This window comes from Reichenbachiella sp. 5M10 (assembly GCF_002742335.1).
In the GTDB taxonomy this organism is placed as follows: Bacteria; Bacteroidota; Bacteroidia; order Cytophagales; family Cyclobacteriaceae; genus Reichenbachiella.
Window position 1 is genome coordinate 2,761,225 of record NZ_MDGR01000007.1, and the last position, 18,638, is coordinate 2,779,862.

The following is an 18,638-nucleotide window of genomic DNA, read 5'->3' on the forward strand; positions in this document are numbered from 1 at the left end:
TCTTAGTCCCCTCCTACCCGTCTTAGGATCACATGTACTTACCCAGACCAGTAAGGGGAAACCTGTATCACTAGGCCTTAAACTGTCGGAGATGATGATCTGTATGCTTATAGACATACTGCCCTATCTGGTCGCGGGTCATCGCTCCAAAAAACGGGTGCAAAAAACCAGCGAGTTCGTCTGGACTGATCGTCGAGTATCTCTCCAGTAGTGTCTTCCAGTTGTTCTTCAAAGGCACTATGTCTCCTTGGCCCGTTATTTTAAACGCTGGATGAGTAGGTTGATTTTCTTTCAGAGGATTGTCATTTTTAAGAATCCCTTTCAAGGCTACTTTCCCAAAAAGTCTACCTATAAAAAGTCTCTTGTATTCGTTGTCCCCTAGAAACATTCGCTCACTCAAAATACAATGCCTAAGCATCTGATAAGTATTCATTTTGCCCCACGCTGCTGTTGCTTGTGGTGAGAGGTGGTCGATTCTGAGCTGTAGTTCGCTCAAGACGTTTTGATCAAAGATTGTTTTCATGATTCAATGGTTAATTAAATGATGAGACAAAATTGGGCATTCGCCCGCTTCCAAATCTTGTCATATGTCAAGAAACCGAACCGCTGGCCATTTCTTTTCTAATCCTACTCAAAGAAGTATCTGTAATGCCCAGCAAAGTCGCGATATGTTTGAGCGATGCGTTTTTGATGACCTCAGGATGCTGTCTAAAAAGCGCTTCATACCTTTCTTTAGCAGATTTAGTAATCATTTCAATGTTGCGATTTTTCATCACAAAGTAGCTCCCTACCAACCGCGTACGCCCCGCTTCTCTAAAGTCAGCGATCGAATGAAAGAGCTCTTGAAACCTGTCAAAACCTAGTCGCCAAGCAGAGCATTTTGTCATCGCTTGGTAGTACTCTGAGGTCTTTTGATGCATGAAGAAAGCAGGCCAGTCTATGACTATTTCTCCCTTCGAAAAAAAGTGAGTGGTAATATCATTGCCCTTGGTATCGATGGCAAAGGACCTCACAAACCCTTCTTCTAAAATGTAATAGTGGTCAATGGTCGAACCGGCATTGAAGAGGTAATCGTTCTTGTCAATGACGACATGTTCAAAAGCATTGACTACCTCCTCCACATCTTTAGACAAGGATAGGTCCTGTTCAAAATATTCTCTAAGTTTTTCTCTCACTGCTATAGGTTATTTGTGATAGGTCCAGTTATGATGGGTGGAAATTAGCACGCAATAGTCAATCTATCTACGGAGAGATACACTTTATTTGCTAGCTTCTCTACAAGATGATCGGACAGGCATGACCTATCACACATCCTGCAAAACACCAACAACGGACGCCCTTCTAGATTTCTGATCTTAGGATCGCTCGCGCTTATCCTAAGATCAGAGGATGCTTATTGCTCACAACCGTCTACTCGATTATCATCTATTTTTCTTTATACTTAATTATTTGAGACTTTCCCTTCCGAACTACCTTATATTTAAAATTGCCTACATAATCAATGCTATCATAAATTAAGGGAAATATTTCATTCCCTTTCTTATCGAACAATCCATATTTACCATCTTGAATTATTAAAACACCATCTGTTGTTGCCTTAACTTCATCATAAATTGGTTTTTGGATTACTTCTCCTTCCTTGTTAATTAGACCATACTTGCCTTCAGACTTGACAATAATGGTGTGTCCACCATAATAAGCTTTTATTTCTTCGTATTCTTGAGGAACAATCAATTTCTCGGATTCTAGGTCATAATACCCCCAGGTACTTCCATTTCTAAAAGTTACTCCAGGAGCAAACATTTGAAATTCAATTTCGTCATAGTTTTCCCGCAAGCTCGATTCCCCATCCGATTTAAGAAGTTGCATTTTGCTGTCATATCTTAGTATTAACAGATGGTTCTTAGAAATTTCCTTGACACTTCCTCTAATACTATCGGCAAGAACAACACCTCCCTGTAAGACTTTACTAAATCCGTCTTTAAAAGCAATTATATATCTGTCGTATTCAACTTTAACGTCATCATACTCTTCGGGAAGAATAACTTGTCCCTGTTTATCAATAAGCCCATAGCGATCCAGTCCAACTATTGCATATCCATCCTTAAACTTTCTAGCAAACTTATAATTAGGTGTGATCGCAAAATCACCCTTTTTATCAAGGTAACCATAAAGACTGTCCACTTTAACTGCCATTAATTCATTACTGAATTTATAATGGTGGAATCGGAATTTAATATCGCTAGAACTTCCTGAAAAGACATGATCTGAAAAGGTATTCAAGTTTTTATCTAGTAGACTTATAGTTCCTGCTTGATAAATTAAATATAACTGATCGATCTTATCATATATTATCAATTCATATTCTGGCCCAATAATGAATGATCCATTTGTATTGATGATGCCATATTTATTTTCTTTTTTCACTACCGCTAAATCATTATGAAATGAACCATCAATGACCTCTTGGGAATAAAGAAGATTAGGTACCAAAAAGGACCAAATTAAGTGACACAATACCTTGTTATATTTCACTTTAAAAGACTTAGACTCTAGTGAGTTGCAAAAACTGACAATAACATACACATAAAGCACACCCTGCGCTTTACTTCACTTAAAAATGGTTGATTTTAGGATATGAACCCTAGGTTTAGGTAAGTAATTATTTTTCAAGCTTCATGATCGACTCAGGTGAGCCATCTCGAAAGCAAATCCGAGCAACCCGCTTATTGTCGATGGATACGCAGGGAATGACCTTCTTCCCTACGCCAGCATGCGCCTCCAGTCCCTGCAGTACTCCCCGAAAACCCCGGCACAATACAGGTATGCTTTCATCACTAGGTGGTTGGGTGGGTGTAGATTTCTTTTTCAGCTACAAAACAAGAAAACCCTCTCGATCCCCCTCTGCATATTGAAAAAAAGTGCGTTTAAACGCATTGAGAAGGGGGTAAATCGAACACGTGTGTTCCGGCTCTCAAGCACGTGTGTTCGGAGCGTCAAAGACACGTGTTTGAATTTAAGGTCATTTTACCCGCATGAAACAGTAGCATTATTCGGGTAAAAAAAGGGGAGAATGGTCAATGAGGATAGAACTGATCATCAAAAAGTTGGCAGCCCTTGACCTGTCTCAAAGCAATCCTTGCTTGTACCAAACCAAAGTATTGAACAAAGCTACAGTACGTTGACCTCAGGCAGGATCTCGATCCCGAATTTGGACTGGACGGAGGCTTGGATCTCCATCGCTAGATCATAGAGGGCTTGCCCACTACCCCCTCCGTGGTTGACGAGCACGAGGGCTTGTTTGTCATGTACACCGATCGCACCGATTCGCTTGCCCTTCCAGCCTGCTTGCTCGATGAGCCATCCTGCGGGGACTTTCACTTGCCCATCTGGCTGAGGGTAGCCGGGGATTTCGTAGTGGTCTTTGAGTTGCTCATATTGCGCACTAGCGATCACCGGGTTTTTAAAAAAGCTCCCTGAGTTGCCGATCACTTTTGGGTCGGGTAGTTTGGACTGGCGGATCGCTATGACCGCATCACTCACGTCACGTATCGTCGGGTTGGCAATCCCGCGCTCCATCAGGGTCTCATTGATGGCGCCATAGCTCGTGTTGAGTTGGGCACTTTTGGAGAGCACCAAAGTCACCGAGGTGATGATGTATTTGCCTTTCAACTCCTTCTTGAACACACTCTCACGGTACCCAAACTGACAATCGTCAGCGGCAAAGGTTCTAGTCTCCAAGCTCCCCCTATCCAGTGCGGTCAGTGAGCCAAACACGTCTTTGATCTCTACGCCATACGCGCCGATATTCTGCATAGGTGCAGCACCCACAGTCCCAGGGATCAGCGACAGATTCTCTATCCCTCCCCAGCCTTGAGCGATACTGTGCAGGACAAACGCGTGCCACACCTCTCCACTGGCGACTTGTACTCGAACCTCCGTGTCAGTTTCTTCCAGCACAGTCACGCCCTTGAGGGCATTCTTGATCACGAGTGTTTTCATATCCTGTGTCAGCAAGACATTCGATCCACCGCCAAGGATATAAGGCTCCACTCCTGCCTCCTTAGCCCATTCTAGTGCTTCTTTTAGCTCAGACTCAGTAGTCACCTCAGCGAAGTACTGCGCCACCACATCCAGCCCGAAAGTATTGTAAGGTTTTAGGGAAACATCGGTTTGAATCAATGACATAGAATCGAATTATGATTGGAACTTGCAATAAAGGCTGCAATTTATCAAAGCCCTCAATATATCCCTGTTTTTGGGGCAAAAAACTCCATAATATCACAGAATTAGGACGCTATTTTTAGTAGCTTTGGAGGATTTTAAAAAGTGGAAATGAGCGAAGAAAACAAAACACCAAAAGGAGATTATTCGGCAAGTAATATTACGGTCCTCGAAGGATTAGAAGCCGTAAGAAAACGACCAGCCATGTACATCGGTGATGTCGGGATCAAAGGACTACACCACATGATTTGGGAGGTCGTTGACAACTCAATCGATGAAGCACTCGCAGGACACTGTGACACCATCAATGTCACCATCAAGCCAGACAACTCCATCCTCGTCACTGACAACGGTAGAGGGATACCTACCGACTACCACGAAAAAGAAAAAAAATCGGCTCTAGAAGTCGTCATGACCGTCCTTCATGCTGGAGGTAAGTTTGACAAAGACACTTACAAAGTATCGGGAGGTCTACACGGTGTAGGGGTATCCTGTGTCAATGCACTATCTACAATGCTCGAAGTGACTGTCCATAGAGGCGGCAAGATCTTTCAACAAGAATACTCTTGTGGTATACCCAAATATGATGTCAAAGAAATCGGCACCACGGATATCACAGGTACGCATGTCCACTTCATGCCTGACAAGAGTATCTTTACCATATCAGAATACAAATACGAAACAGTAGCTACGCGACTCAGAGAGCTTTCTTTCCTCAATGCAGGAATCACCGTCTTGCTAACTGACGAAAGAGAAACAGAAGAAGACGGCAGTTTCAAAAGCGACACATTCCACTCAGAAGGTGGTCTCGTGGAGTTCGTAGAATACCTCGATAGCTCTAGAGAAAAACTCATCCCTACTCCAATCTATATGGAAGGAGAAAAGGGCGAAATCCCCGTACAAGTAGCGCTGACATACAACACGTCGTACACCGAAAATGTCGTATCCTACGTCAACAACATCAACACCATCGAAGGAGGAACACACGTCGCGGGATTCAGACGAGCCCTGACGCGTACACTCAAAGCCTACGCGGACAAATCGGGCATGCTAGACAAAATAAAAGTTGACATTACAGGTGACGACTTTAGAGAAGGATTGACTGCCATCATCTCAGTCAAAGTAGCTGAGCCGCAGTTCGAAGGACAAACCAAAACCAAACTAGGTAACTCAGACGCTATGGGTGCCGTCGACACCAGTGTCAGTGAGATTCTAAACAACTTTCTCGAAGAGAACCCTAAAGAAGCAAAGATGATCGTACAAAAGGTCATCCTAGCCGCTCAAGCTCGAAACGCTGCGCGAAAAGCACGAGAGATGGTTCAAAGAAAAAACGTCCTGTCTGGCACCGGACTCCCAGGAAAACTAGCCGATTGCTCCGAGCGCGATCCAGCCCAGTGCGAACTCTATCTGGTAGAGGGAGACTCGGCAGGAGGATCTGCCAAGCAGGGGCGTGACCGCAAATTCCAAGCGATCTTACCTCTCCGAGGAAAAATACTCAACGTAGAAAAAGCACAAGAACACCGCATCTACGACAATGATGAGATCAAAAACATGATCACAGCCCTTGGCGTCAAGTTTGGTACCGACGAAGACCCTAAGGCTCTCAACATGGAAAAACTGAGATACCACAAGATCATCATCATGACAGATGCGGATATCGATGGTAGTCACATTCGTACTTTGATCTTGACCTTCTTTTTCCGATACATGAGATCTTTGATAGACAATGGCTACCTCTACATCGCTTTGCCTCCTCTGTACCTACTCAAAAAAGGCAAACAAGAACGCTACGCTTGGTCAGAAGAAGACAGAGCCAACGTCACCTCGCAAATGATCGGTGATTCTGGCAAAGAAGATTCTGTGGGTGTACAGCGCTACAAAGGTCTTGGAGAGATGAACCCAGAACAGCTCTGGACTACCACGATGAACCCAGAGTTTCGTAGTTTGAAGAAAGTAACTGTAGACTCAGCTGCAGAAGCGGACCACTTATTCTCCGTACTGATGGGAGATGAAGTCGCTCCGAGAAGAGAGTTTATAGAGAAAAATGCCAAATACGCTAAAGTCGATGTGTAAATAAACATTTGGCATCATACGAAAACATTTAAAAAGGAGCCGAACAGCTCCTTTTTTTATTTCACTCATATTTGAGTCCTCTACTATTTTTCTTAATTTGACTTCTTACTATTTCCACCCAAGCCAAACCGATTCATGAAAAAAGTCATTTCCTACATTTTCGCAATAGCCCTAGGCGCCATAGCCATGTTGATATACATGCACAAGCCTCCCAAAACAAAAAAAGAGCCTATTTATGTAGACAACAATTCGCTGTATTACCATGCCAAATTCAGATACAACACCCAGCGGGATGAGTACGAAAGAAAGCTAGACAGCATCAGTGAGGATGTCTTGCAAAAGGTAATCCAAGACTATGTATGGGACGAGGCTCTTTATAGAGAAGCTCTACGAAAAGGACTAGGAGACCAAGACTCTATTGTACGCGCCTGGCTCATCCAAAAAATGGAAATCATGGTACAAGGCCTTGCTTATGTACCCGTAGAACTAAGCGACGAAGAGCTCAAGGAACATTATGACAGCAACTTGAATGACTACTACATCGAGCCTACGCTGAGCTTTGCACACGTGTATTTCGACCAAAACAACAAGAACCTACAGGATGCATTGTACAAATCAAGACTGGAAAGAGAAGATCTGAATCAAAACGACATCCCTTTTGACGAGGCGCATGGCAGAGGTGACACCTTTAAGTACCACACCTATTACAACAAGCGCACACTCTCCTACATCGATCATCATTTCGGAGAGGGTTTTGCCGAGCAACTTCAAAACCAAGGCCTTTCCAACCAACACTGGGTAGGGCCCTTTCAATCCAACAAAGGCTACCATGTCATCATGCTTGTAGATCGAGGCAGTGGACGCCAACCTACATTCGAAGAAGTCAAAGACAGCGTCAAAGCCGACGTACATGGCATGCATTTAGAAAAACTCAAAACGGCCGCTATCCAAGACATCATTGACTCCTATGAGGTCATCATAGACCCGAACATTCGCTAAACTTAAGTACTGTATCTAGAATAATCTCTAGATACAGTACTTGTTTCATCTTTAAGATTTTTTCTTTTTGAGTGATGTGATCATCATGACCCACCCAGCGATCAGGCAAACCCCTCCTATAGGTGTGATCGCTCCAAGGAATTTCATCCCTGTCACACTCAACACATACAATGACCCGCTAAAAAACAGAATACCCGTCAAAAAAAACACCTCGGCAAGTTTGAGCCATTTGCGATCAAACTCAGCAGTCATCACGCCCAGTATCAAAATACCGAGAGCGTGCGTTCCCTGATAGCGTACGGCCGTTTCAAATATGGCAACCGAATCATTCGCTTCCAATACAAATTGTAACCCATGTGCTCCAAAAGCCCCAATGACAATAGTCAGTATCGCCATGACACCCCCTATTCTAAGTATACCTCTATCCATTTTTTTTTTACTTCAATACGACACGACTATATACAAACTTAAAAATACATCCCTCAAACAGACTTTAACTGGCATTTACCAAAAAAAATGTAAAACAAGCACTAAGCAATGAAGCAATTTTATTCTTTAGGTGTTTACCCTATTTCCTTATTCATATATTCTGCTAATTTTTGCAATAATTTATATCATGAAGAATTCATCTAGTAACATAATAATATAACTTTACCACGTTTTAGTAAATAACAACTATATCAGCAACTTAACTTTTTTTTGAACCATACATTTAGACTTTTTAATGAGATCAGCAGCAAATTAAAAAGTCACACTCCCACCTGTACCTGTTCGAATTGTATCCACATGAATGACTGTCCCCAAGTCGTTGATAGGCATGTCCTATGACTTGAGACAAAAAGAATATAATCCAAGCCAGTATAATAAATACATCACTAATGAAGAAAATCATACTTGCAGCCCTAATCTTTACTTATCCATTGATCTTGTCGGCACAAACTGGTCCTGCCGGACTAGGAACTACCGACGGCAGCTCGACACTCGAGCTATGGCTCAGAGCAGATCAAGGAATATCTACGATTGACAACAAAGTACAGACCTGGTCTGACTGGAGTGGAAACGGGCGAGACATGACGCAAACCAACGCGACCCGAAGACCCTCCTTCAATACTGCAGCTGTAGATATCAACGAACACCCCACTGTAGATTTTGTTGCTTCGTCCAATAGCTTCATGCAAGGGCCTAACACGCAAGATTTTTTCGGACTATCTGGTAATGAGCCTACCCAAACAGGAGATGTATTTGTGATTTTCAAACAACCTTCTACCAATTCTGGCTATGTCATGCAATTTCCTCGAACAACAGGAAATGCTTCCTTTTTCACACTCCTTTCCAACGGTGGAGACGGCACCCCTGCAGACAACAACAAGCTAAATGATGTGCAGGTATTTGTTAGAAATAGCGCAGGAGGATTTGACGTACAGTCTTCACACAATGATCCTACCCAAGACAATATCTTTACTGTCAACAACTTTCATCTGGCTAGAATGGGTTTTGACCCATCAACCAGTGACTTTTGGCTCTACAACAATGATGAACTCATCAACTCAGAAACTACTGTCAACACCATCTCATACGACGGAGAAACTGGAAATGGGCCTTCAAGATTAGGAAGCTCAGGTTCAGGCAGTTATTATGACGGAGAAATAGCAGAAATTTTTCTCTTCAGCGAAAGACTAGACGACACAAAATATATCATCGTACAAAACTATCTGAATGCAAGATATGGGTTGGCCACTGCCAACGATTTCTATGCGGGTGATCTAGAAGTCAACTCCGAGCACACCTATGGTGTTTTCGGTATAGGGAAAGCTACAGGAGCTACAGCGCTCTCTACATCGACTAGTGAAGGGCTTCAGCTGACTGCAAACAGCGGATTGGACGATGGTGACTATGTATTTGCAGGGCACAAGACCATAAACAATGCCCTACTGGAATCTGACATAGCTGGTATAGGAGGTGCATCTCCTGCAAGAATGCAACGTGTGTGGTACATCGACCAAACGGACACGGGGACTCCACTGGATGTAGACATTACCTTCAACCTAGACGAAGCAGGCATCCCCGATGTAGCATTGGCAAATGCCTCCAACTATAAACTCATCTCTCGATCAAGTGCCAACGTAGGCAATTGGTCAGATGCAGGCGGTACCGTATCTATCGATGATGTCAATAATACTATTTCCTTCTCGGGAGTCACGCTGACAGACGACTTCTATACTGTAGCAACGGAAGACAATACATTGAGCCCCTTGGGAGATGTGCAACAAACCTGGTATTCCTTTCAAACAGGATCTTGGGGGGACCCAAACTCTTGGACTCTAGACGGAGCGACTACTCCCCTATTTGACAACCCTAACAATGAAGTACCTGGGTCTGCAGACAAGGTCATCATCACAGCGGGTCGTACGATCTCCATGTACCAACTGGATGGCTCCACTGTCTTAGACAATGTAACCGTACAATCCCTCGCTTTGCGCTCATCAGGTAGACTAAACCTTTTGACTTCCACTGACAATGATTTTACCTCCATTTCAGGGGCAGGCACATTGTCACTTCAAGGCGTACCCAATGGAGACAATTCCGCTTACTTGGAGAACCTTCCAAAAGGAGACTACTCAGCCTTTGCGGACCAACTATTGGGTGGAGTAATCACGCTCAACACTGCTTCTACAGGTATCCCACTCCTGCTCAACCAAGACCTCGGCACAGGAATCACTACTGATCCCAACGGTGCAGTATCCAGAAGTATGACCCTCAATATGAGCAGCAGTACCGATATAGCCATTCTGCAACGAGATTTGTACCTTACCAGAAACCTCAACCTCACACAAGGTCAATTGCAAATCCATAGAAACAACGGAGAGACATACACAGACGTGAGCTTCTCTGATGCCAATCTAACGATCGATGTAGTCAACAACGTATCGATAGCAGCCAGTGCCTCTCTCACAACAGGAGATGCCAATCAGCGCCACCAATTCAATAGTTATGGAAACTTCTCCATCAATGGCCCGGCAAACTTCACCCAACGTACCTCTGCCAACTTGACAAGTACTGCCACGGACGGGATTGTAGACCTCAACTTCCTCAACACGGAGAAAGATCAGTTGCTGACTTGTAGCGCTATCACGAATTTCTACCGAATCAAAATTGATAAGGAATCGGCTGCACACACCTTGAGCATAACAGCCAGTGCAGACGGCAATTTCAACCTCTACGGTAGAGCAAACTACAGCGTTGACAGTGACCTCAGCTATGGAGGCACCAACAACAATGCCTTTGCCTTGGTCACAGGGACTGCCAAATTGGGATCGAATGTGAACTTCACACTAAATCAAGGAGGCAACTACTCCATCTCTTCTTCCGCTCAACTATGGGTAGATGGTGCAGAAATCATCAAAACAAGTGGTTCGGCACTCGTACCCTACGGCCAGTTCAAGATTTCGGCAGGGGTAGCAGAATTTTTGGTACAGAGTGGGATCACCATCCGTGATGCTGGAGGCATAGAAGTCACTGGAGGAGCATTGTATGCCAATCAAATTCGAACTTCGATACAAGCGACAAACGACATAGGTAGCTATACCCAAAGTGGCGGACATGTATATGTCAATGGAGGAAGTGGCACAGGCCCAAGTGGTACATTCGGAGGCGGCACACAACCTGACTATTTCGCCTTCTGCCTACCCGAAGCAGCCAATGTATTCAGAATGTCGGGAGGTACACTCGAAATCCAAAGATCCAACTACAATACCACCAGCTCAACAGGCACAGCCAATGATGAGGATGCAACTGACGATCTCGGAGGCGGTATATTCATCAACTCGGATGCCCAAAACATCGAAGTGACTGGAGGTACGGTCATCATGAATATGGACAATACCGTTCCTTTCAAGGTAGTATCCAAAGCCCCATTCTATGATGTCATCATGACCAACTCAGGAGGTGGTGCCATCAATGATGCCGACGGCAACACCACCGTCAACGTCAAAACTACCGACGACAACATCGTTTTCCTAGCTGGAGGACAATCAGGGGATGGCTCAGGAGCAGATGTCATCATGCAAGCTCAGCCACTTGTCGTGCTCAACGACCTCACCATAGGGGACGGCACCAATCCTATACGCTTTGATCATCTGGGTCAAGACGTAACCATAGGCAGGAATTTTACCATAAGTGAAAATGCAGAATACTACTTTGGTGATGACAGTTTATTACCCGAAAACATCTCAAACTCTAACACAACGCCAATACCCGTATCTCATCAAAATACGACCATATTTGACGGATCCATTGACGGTACGCTGAGTATGGAAAACCTGGCCGTCAGTCTTGCCTCTGTAGGGAATGGGACAGAAAACAATGAGCAGGTTTTCTATAATATCACGATAAACAAGCCAGAGGAGTCTACCCTATTCTTAGACGCGCCCAATAAAGACGTAGATACAGGAGATACCAATGTCCAAAATGCCCTGCGTACTGGAGACAATAGTTCATTCCGCCTCGAATCAGGGATACTGGATCAAGGAAGAAGAAGTATCCGATTTTATGGAGGTGTCTATAATGCAGGTACACTTGGCATATTCGAAGCGGGTGTCACTGATATTGGTGCCCTATTAAAATTCCGTCCAGCAACTTTCACTATTGACACTGAACCTGGCGCGGAGTTTGGAAACTTCAGGTTAAACTGCCAAGACCAAATCATATCCATTGACAATGATGTAATTATCCGTAGACTACAAATCCTACATGGCAGATTGAATATTGGTTCAAACAATTTAACTATAGACGAGCTAGACATATCACTAAGTAGCTCGCAAGCCAGTTTCGGGGGGTGTGCAGGATGTTTCTCTGTAGAAGACATGATCATCACCGATGGCAATGCATCCGACGGAGGAGTTACGCTAAAAATCACAAGTACGGTCAACCCTACTGGTGGATCTAGCAACAACATCAATGGGAATGCAACCTTAGACGCTCTAGATGACGATGATTTCTTGTTCCCCCTTGGCATTGGGACAAGTGGCGATGCTTCTTCCAAATACACCCCGGTCCTACTCAGCCTATCCTCTATTGGAGACCTAGGCGAAGACGGTGAGGCATACATTACCATCAACCCTGTACAAGGAGAACTCAAAACAACAGACATCTCTACTGGAGAAGGTTTAACCTACTACTGGAGAATACGCACCGAAGGTTTTGATGCAGCACCAACATTGGATTATGTTCAATTTTTTGGAAACAATGATGACGACCCTTCTGCTGGAGCAAACTTAGCTAGCTACGTATCTGGTAAAGTAGAAGACGGAGGAGATTATACAAGAAGTTCTGAAACTCATACTGTAGTAACTCCCTCTAACCCAGCTTTTGAAAACACAGACTATTCCATTCTTTTTGATGGTGATGGGTCTGGATTCACTTTGACAAACACCAATTTCACAGCAGGTGATGCCGCTCGTTTCATTGGCTCTCCAGACATCTTCTACACAAAACTTAATTCAAGGAAAAACTGGAACGATCAAACCAAATGGACACACAATGCGGATGGATCAGGTGGCGGTGATGACGGTTACCCACAGGCGGGTGACATAGCTGTCATCCAAAACTATGGCAATGCCAACCAGAACCACTGGGTCAATGCAAATGTAGACATAGAGATCGCCGAGTTGAGATACGATGCTTCCGCAGGTGGTTATCCTCCTAGACTCTGGGTCACAAAAAATGATGCTGACCTTAACCTAGGACTTGTGTCGGGTGAAGGCGACTTGTACCTTGAAGTCACAGCAGCTAACACTCCACAGTTTACTGGAGAAACCGATCTAGGAACTTGGTCTAATGAACCAAACAGTAGTTTCACTTACCAAGTCACTAGTAACAACAACACCGTAAACATGATGAGCAATGTCGAGGTGTATCCAAGGCTAAGAATAGAAGCTGAAGGAGGTACCAATAGAGTACTTCAAACGTCCATTCCCATCACCATCAAGCAAGATGTAAGAATAGACCGTGGCTCAAATTGGAGGCTAAATCATGACACCCATATTCAAGGGGATTTAAGAATCTCATGGCAAGACAATAGTGGCTGTTCTGTCGAAATCGGTGACGACAGAGAGGTTACAATCACTTTAGATAGTGATTTGAAACTTGAAAACGGAAATGGATCTGGTGCAGCCAGCTTCACTGTAGAAAACAACAACCTCAATAGCTATCGACACACCATATTACTAGCAGGAAATGTTGAAATTGAAACAGGGTTAACAGGTAGTTCTTCCTTGAATCTGTACAATGGAACGGGCACAAACAACAACGCTATACTTGAGTTTACTGGCAGTGAGTCTAAAACCTTCATTAACAATTCATCAGCATCTGTCACTCCTAATTTGTACCGTATGGTGATGAACAAAGGCACAGATAATACATCCAGCTTCGCTGTAAACAATACGGTAACCTTCCCACTTCCCTCTGAAATCGGAGAACAACCGATTGAAATAGTGAATGGAACGCTCATCTTAGACGATTCGAGTATCGACATCACACTGACAGACGCCTCTACCGGAGACTTCAACCTCCCCAATCTATCAAACCCAGACGCATCCTCAGGGTCGGGTGGATTAGAGATCAAAAATGGCCTGCTTAAAATAGAAGGAGACGATACTGGGCTCATCCTTGACGGGAGTTTGATACTCAGCGGTGGTAGTTTAGACATGAATACTGGAGTAGGCAATGGCAACAACTACATAGAGTACTCTGCAAGTAATAATGCATCAATAGAAGTCAACAATGCAGCATCTACACTACAAGTAGGTTCACAAATTCGACGTGGATTCTTCTCAGAGGCAGGTATTCTAGACCTGATCATTACAGACGGTACCGTAAGTATAGGGTCAGGGACAAAAGGAGACTACCGAAGAGGAATGCTCGAAGTGATAAATACTGGCAGTAACTTAACCTTCACAGGCGGGCAGTTGATTTTCTTCAATCAAAATGGAGAAACAGCCAACAGTGCGCTCAAAGCCTCTTTGCTTTTGGAGCCTGATACTTACGACTTGACTGGCTCTACTATTTTGATTGATTTGCTCGAAAACACCAACAATAATTTCAGCATCAACAGTAACATTCCTTTGTATAACCTCGCCCTACAAAGCACCTTCGGTTCTGAGAGTGAAGTCATACAACTGAAAACGAGAGACTTGACTATCGAAGGGGATCTGACTCTTTCTTCTGATGTCGAATTCAGAAGTAACAACTTGGACTTGACACTGTACGGCAACATGACGATCAATGACAATGCAGTGTACACTGCGGGAATCAACAAAACGATCTTTGACGTAGACGCAGGCACTGTAACCCTCGGAGGAACTAATTCAAGTACCGTTGAATTTTATGATTTTGAGAAAACAGGCGCAGGCACACTATCCTTGGAGACAAGTATTGAAATCTCAGGAGCAACCTTTGATCTCTCTGAAGGCACACTGGCCGACAATGACAACACCATTGATTTCATAGGACAAAGTATGGTAAACAATGGCATACACATTTCGAACAATAACTTAGTAGACTCAGGTATACGATTCAAACGTACGAATAGTGAGCAGACGTTATCCACATCAGGCGAGGGTGTTTTTGGAAACCTGACCATCAGCAATGAGAATGGAGTCACCTTGCCCGATGCGAATCAAGATTTCCAAATCAACAACAACTTGACATTGGATGAAGGGATTTTTGACATTGGCCCAGCCCTCTTGCTATTTACCTCGACGGGTACGATCACCAATGGCGAAGGCAATGGCGCTAGTCTTTTGGATTTTGGCGAACAAAATCAAATTCAGACCAACAGTTCGATCATTGACTTTGGTATGGAAAAAGAGTTTGCAGCCAACTCGACCACCAACTTCGTATTCCCTGTCGGTGAAGGCAATCGATACACACCTGTATTAGTTGACTTTACAGGAGGAGATTCTGGGTCTACACTAGGCAAACTTAGAATTCGTCCAAGAAATGCAGTGGCACCCATCATGCTCAGCGAAGAACAATCGATACAAGACGCCATCTTGCAATACCACTGGTTGATCAATGCAACCGGCTTGACAGACTTCAATGCCAACATCATCGCCAGCTACGACGATGACGTGATCGGTACAGATTCCGAAGATACATACAGAGGTGCTAGAGCCATATTCACAGATCCCAACTTGGCGGTACAGAACCCTTTCCCTGACACAGATGGAGACGGCATGATCGAATCAGACCCAGATCTAGATGACAATGTGGATGATGCCCTGAATACGATCACTTTCCCGATTGCTACCGAAACAGACTTCTCTGGTGAGTACTTTGCGGGAGATCCTGCCACGATACCAGACGCATTCGAAGCTTTGATCTTTGATGCCAACGGTGCTACATCGGGCAACCACAACGTCGCTGAAAACTACTTTTATGACCAGAACAGCGACGGCATATACAACGGCTCAGACGTCAGACAAACCGACTTGAGTGCGGTGACAGGTGGAGCCATAGAAATCGCTTCAGGCAAAACATTGGTGCTAAACACCAACAACATCAGTTTCAGTAGATTGATTCTCCCTACCGACGGAACACTAGAGATCGACGGAACCAACGGTCATATTCTTGGCCAAGTCAGTGGTTCTGGAACCATACGAATCAATAGCGACGGTACCACTGCGGCTCTTCCTGCAGGTGACTACCTCAACTTCTTTGACTGCACAGGTGGTGCCTTGGAGTATGGTGGGTCTGGAGACTACACCATCATGGTAGAGACCAACGAGGTGAGACAACTGACATTGAACGGATCGGGAACCAAAACTTTCGTATCCAACAGTGATATCAACATCTGTGAAAACCTCATTGTAAACGAAGGAGTACTCAACCTAGCGGACGACAAAGAATTCACTGTGGGAGGCGATTTCATACTCAATGACGGAACCGTCAACATGGCTTCTGATGCGGTATTCGAAGTGAATGGTGATGTCAACTTGGTAGCTGGAACACTATCTACTGCCAACGACAGTTTCTTTGATTTGTACGGAGATTTGAGCCGAAGCACGACCACCATCACCACGAGTACGGGAGGGACATCTACCGTCTCTTTCTTGGGGTCTACCACCCAAACCATCACTGGAGACTTTAATATATTCAATGTAGTCATCAACAACTCTTCTGCATCTGAAAATGCGATTGTGCTGACAGGAGGAACAACTCTCCAAATCAACGGAAACTTGAGTCTCATAGATGGAGTCATAGCGACAGACAACACCGTATTCAAGTCAGGGGTGTTTAGCATTGACAACATCCTTGCGTTTAGTACTTCCGCGACATATACAGGAGGAAGTGCTATCAGTCACGTAGATGGAGTGGTCAAAAAAATAAACTTACTGGCCAACTCTAGCTTCACCTTCCCAACAGGAGACAATGGGATTTTTGCACCAACAGTTGTCAACGAAGACGCTACGGGCGGGTCGGACTGGACCGCACGCTATGTCAACATTGACCCTACAGGGTTCTTGAGCAACAATGTCTCCAACATCGGAACGACCGAAGTATCTATACATGAGTTTTGGGTGGTACACTCATCGGCAATCCAAAGTGCTACTATAGGCATGACATATGGACCTCAGTCCAACGTATTGATCCCGACAGAAACTACGGTAGTATCCATTTTGGACAATATCGGAGGAGGCAACGGCGTGGACAATGACGATACTTGGACTGACATGGGACGTGGAGGGCTATCCTCAGGAGCAAATACGAGTGCAGGGACAATCACTGCCAATACCAAAAACACTACGTCCTTGAGTTTCTTCACCCTTGGAGGTCAAACCGACGAAGCACTCCCGGTAGACTTGATCAGTTTCGAAGGAGTACTTGTCAATCAAAACGTAGAGTTGATCTGGAAAACGGCTTCCGAACTCAACAACGACTACTTCGAAATCCAAAGATCATCAGATGGAGAAACATTCGAAACAATCGGCAACATCCTAGGCAATGGCACGACGAGCAACCTGTCACAGTACAGTTATTTGGATGAGCAACCCTACTTCGGTCAATCCTACTACCGATTGGTACAGGTAGATTTCGATGGGCAAACAACAACCTACTCAGCGATCCTCATCAACAACGACAGTTACCACACTGGAGTCGATATGCTGATATACCCCAACCCCACCACTGTGGACAACATCAAAGTGCGCTTCACGACTGGGGATGAGAATAGTCCAGTATATTTGGCTATCTACAGTTTGACGGGGCATTTGATCTATCAGCAAACTTACCAAGATCTCCCTCTGGGCACCAGTGACATTGACCTCAGTGAACTGAGACATCTCCAGTCAGGTCTCTATCATCTGATCATACAGCAAGGTGACAACAAAATCGTCGAGAAACTGTCTCTTCGATAACAAGAGAAAAACTATCAATCGAAGAGCCAAGGCACAAGCTAATACTTGAGTCTTGGCTCTTTTTTTATAGATTGAAATAGACATGCTATGTTCAACCCCAATCTAAAATTTAGGTTAGATTTGAACATCCATCATCCCAGTATTGATTTCAGTGATACGACATCTCACGCTTTATTTGTCATTCTTTTTTTTAGTCTCCACTACAGCACTCTCCCAACCTGTCCGTGTCGCTGCTGCGTCCAGTATGGCTGATTTTTTGGCAGAAGTCAAGACAATCTACGAAAGTAAAAAAGGAATACCCGTCGAGATCATTACCAACAGTTCCGGAGCTCTGACCAACCAAATCATGAATGGCGCACCCTATGACTTGTTTTTATCAGCCAATACCAAATACACTCAGCAACTTCACCATAGAAACATCCGTTCCTTTCCCCCCTCAACATTTGCCTACAACCAACTGGTCATCTGGTCAAAAACACCCCTCACTGACCCCCAACATTACATCCTTAGTTCCGAGTGCCATACGATCGGTTTGGCACAACCAGAATTGGCTCCTTTTGGAGCCCTCGCGATCCAATACCTAGACAGCCTAGAGGTGACCTCTCTTGTGCAAGAAAAACTCGTGTTTGGCAACAACATATCCATCACCAACCAGTTCATCTACACGCAAAATGTCGATTTGGCCTTCACTTCCAAGTCCTCAGTTCTCAAACTACAATCACAAGTAGCTTGCTGCTGGACTGACATCCCTACTGCCCTACTACCCGTCATCCCCCAGTCTGCGTTGCCCCTTAATCAGACAGGACAATCGTTCTTGTTATTCCTCACTACTGACCCAGACACAGCCAACATTCTAGCCAAATATGGCTACTTACCTGCTCACTAGACATCCATTTATTGAGTGTACAATGAAATCAAACAAGTTTC

At 44.4% G+C, this 18,638-nt stretch carries 9 protein-coding genes; 4 read left to right on the forward strand and 5 right to left on the reverse strand.

What is annotated here, in order from left to right; all coding sequences use genetic code 11:
- Positions 1 to 70: 70 nt before the first annotated feature.
- From BFP72_RS10980 to murB, 4 genes are all read right to left on the reverse strand, one after another.
- The gene (locus tag BFP72_RS10980) at positions 71 to 523 is read right to left on the reverse strand and encodes a DUF1569 domain-containing protein (RefSeq protein WP_099599185.1); all 453 of its coding nucleotides are present in this window, start codon (positions 521 to 523) and stop codon (positions 71 to 73) included.
- A gap of 67 nt (positions 524 to 590) precedes the next feature.
- Entirely contained in the window at positions 591 to 1,175 is a 585-nt protein-coding gene (locus BFP72_RS10985) for a Crp/Fnr family transcriptional regulator (protein ID WP_099599186.1), read from the reverse strand.
- Positions 1,176 to 1,425: 250 nt separating this feature from the next.
- On the reverse strand, positions 1,426 to 2,493 hold the full coding sequence (locus tag BFP72_RS10990; protein WP_099599187.1) for a WG repeat-containing protein: 1,068 nt from the start codon (positions 2,491 to 2,493) through the stop codon (positions 1,426 to 1,428).
- Between the two features lie 678 nt (positions 2,494 to 3,171).
- On the reverse strand, positions 3,172 to 4,188 hold the full coding sequence (gene murB / locus BFP72_RS10995; RefSeq protein WP_099599188.1) for a UDP-N-acetylmuramate dehydrogenase: 1,017 nt from the start codon (positions 4,186 to 4,188) through the stop codon (positions 3,172 to 3,174).
- A 147-nt stretch (positions 4,189 to 4,335) separates the two neighbouring features.
- Here murB and gyrB point away from each other — a divergent pair, with 147 nt between their 5' ends.
- Together gyrB and BFP72_RS11005 are read left to right on the forward strand one after the other, a co-directional pair.
- A complete protein-coding gene (gyrB, locus tag BFP72_RS11000; protein WP_099599189.1) occupies positions 4,336 to 6,297 on the forward strand; it encodes a DNA topoisomerase (ATP-hydrolyzing) subunit B in 1,962 nt (653 codons plus the stop codon).
- Positions 6,298 to 6,432: 135 nt separating this feature from the next.
- Positions 6,433 to 7,296 (forward strand): peptidyl-prolyl cis-trans isomerase, encoded by an 864-nt coding sequence (locus tag BFP72_RS11005; RefSeq protein WP_099599190.1) that lies wholly within the window; start codon positions 6,433 to 6,435, stop codon positions 7,294 to 7,296.
- A 51-nt stretch (positions 7,297 to 7,347) separates the two neighbouring features.
- Here the strand turns inward: BFP72_RS11005 and BFP72_RS11010 are convergent, their stop codons facing one another.
- Positions 7,348 to 7,692, reverse strand: coding sequence for a DUF423 domain-containing protein (locus BFP72_RS11010; RefSeq protein WP_255397194.1), 345 nt, complete (start codon positions 7,690 to 7,692; stop codon positions 7,348 to 7,350).
- Between the two features lie 482 nt (positions 7,693 to 8,174).
- On the opposite strand from BFP72_RS11010, the gene BFP72_RS11015 reads away from it, so the two are divergent.
- Both BFP72_RS11015 and modA read left to right on the forward strand, forming a co-directional pair.
- Positions 8,175 to 17,711, forward strand: coding sequence for a T9SS type A sorting domain-containing protein (locus tag BFP72_RS11015; RefSeq protein WP_099599192.1), 9,537 nt, complete (start codon positions 8,175 to 8,177; stop codon positions 17,709 to 17,711).
- 151 nt (positions 17,712 to 17,862) lie between these two features.
- Positions 17,863 to 18,597: a molybdate ABC transporter substrate-binding protein gene (gene modA, locus BFP72_RS11020; protein ID WP_143520041.1), complete on the forward strand. Its 735-nt coding sequence runs from the start codon at positions 17,863 to 17,865 to the stop codon at positions 18,595 to 18,597.
- Positions 18,598 to 18,638 lie beyond the last annotated feature (41 nt).

Coding starts and splice junctions, on each gene's coding strand:
- gyrB (WP_099599189.1), top strand. CDS start 4,336: ATGAGCGAAGAAAACAAAACACCAAAAGGAGATTATTCGGCAAGTAAT.
- BFP72_RS11005 (WP_099599190.1), top strand. CDS start 6,433: ATGAAAAAAGTCATTTCCTACATTTTCGCAATAGCCCTAGGCGCCATA.
- BFP72_RS11010 (WP_255397194.1), bottom strand. CDS start 7,692: ATGGCGATACTGACTATTGTCATTGGGGCTTTTGGAGCACATGGGTTA.
- BFP72_RS10980 (WP_099599185.1), bottom strand. CDS start 523: ATGAAAACAATCTTTGATCAAAACGTCTTGAGCGAACTACAGCTCAGA.
- murB (WP_099599188.1), bottom strand. CDS start 4,188: ATGTCATTGATTCAAACCGATGTTTCCCTAAAACCTTACAATACTTTC.
- BFP72_RS11015 (WP_099599192.1), top strand. CDS start 8,175: ATGAAGAAAATCATACTTGCAGCCCTAATCTTTACTTATCCATTGATC.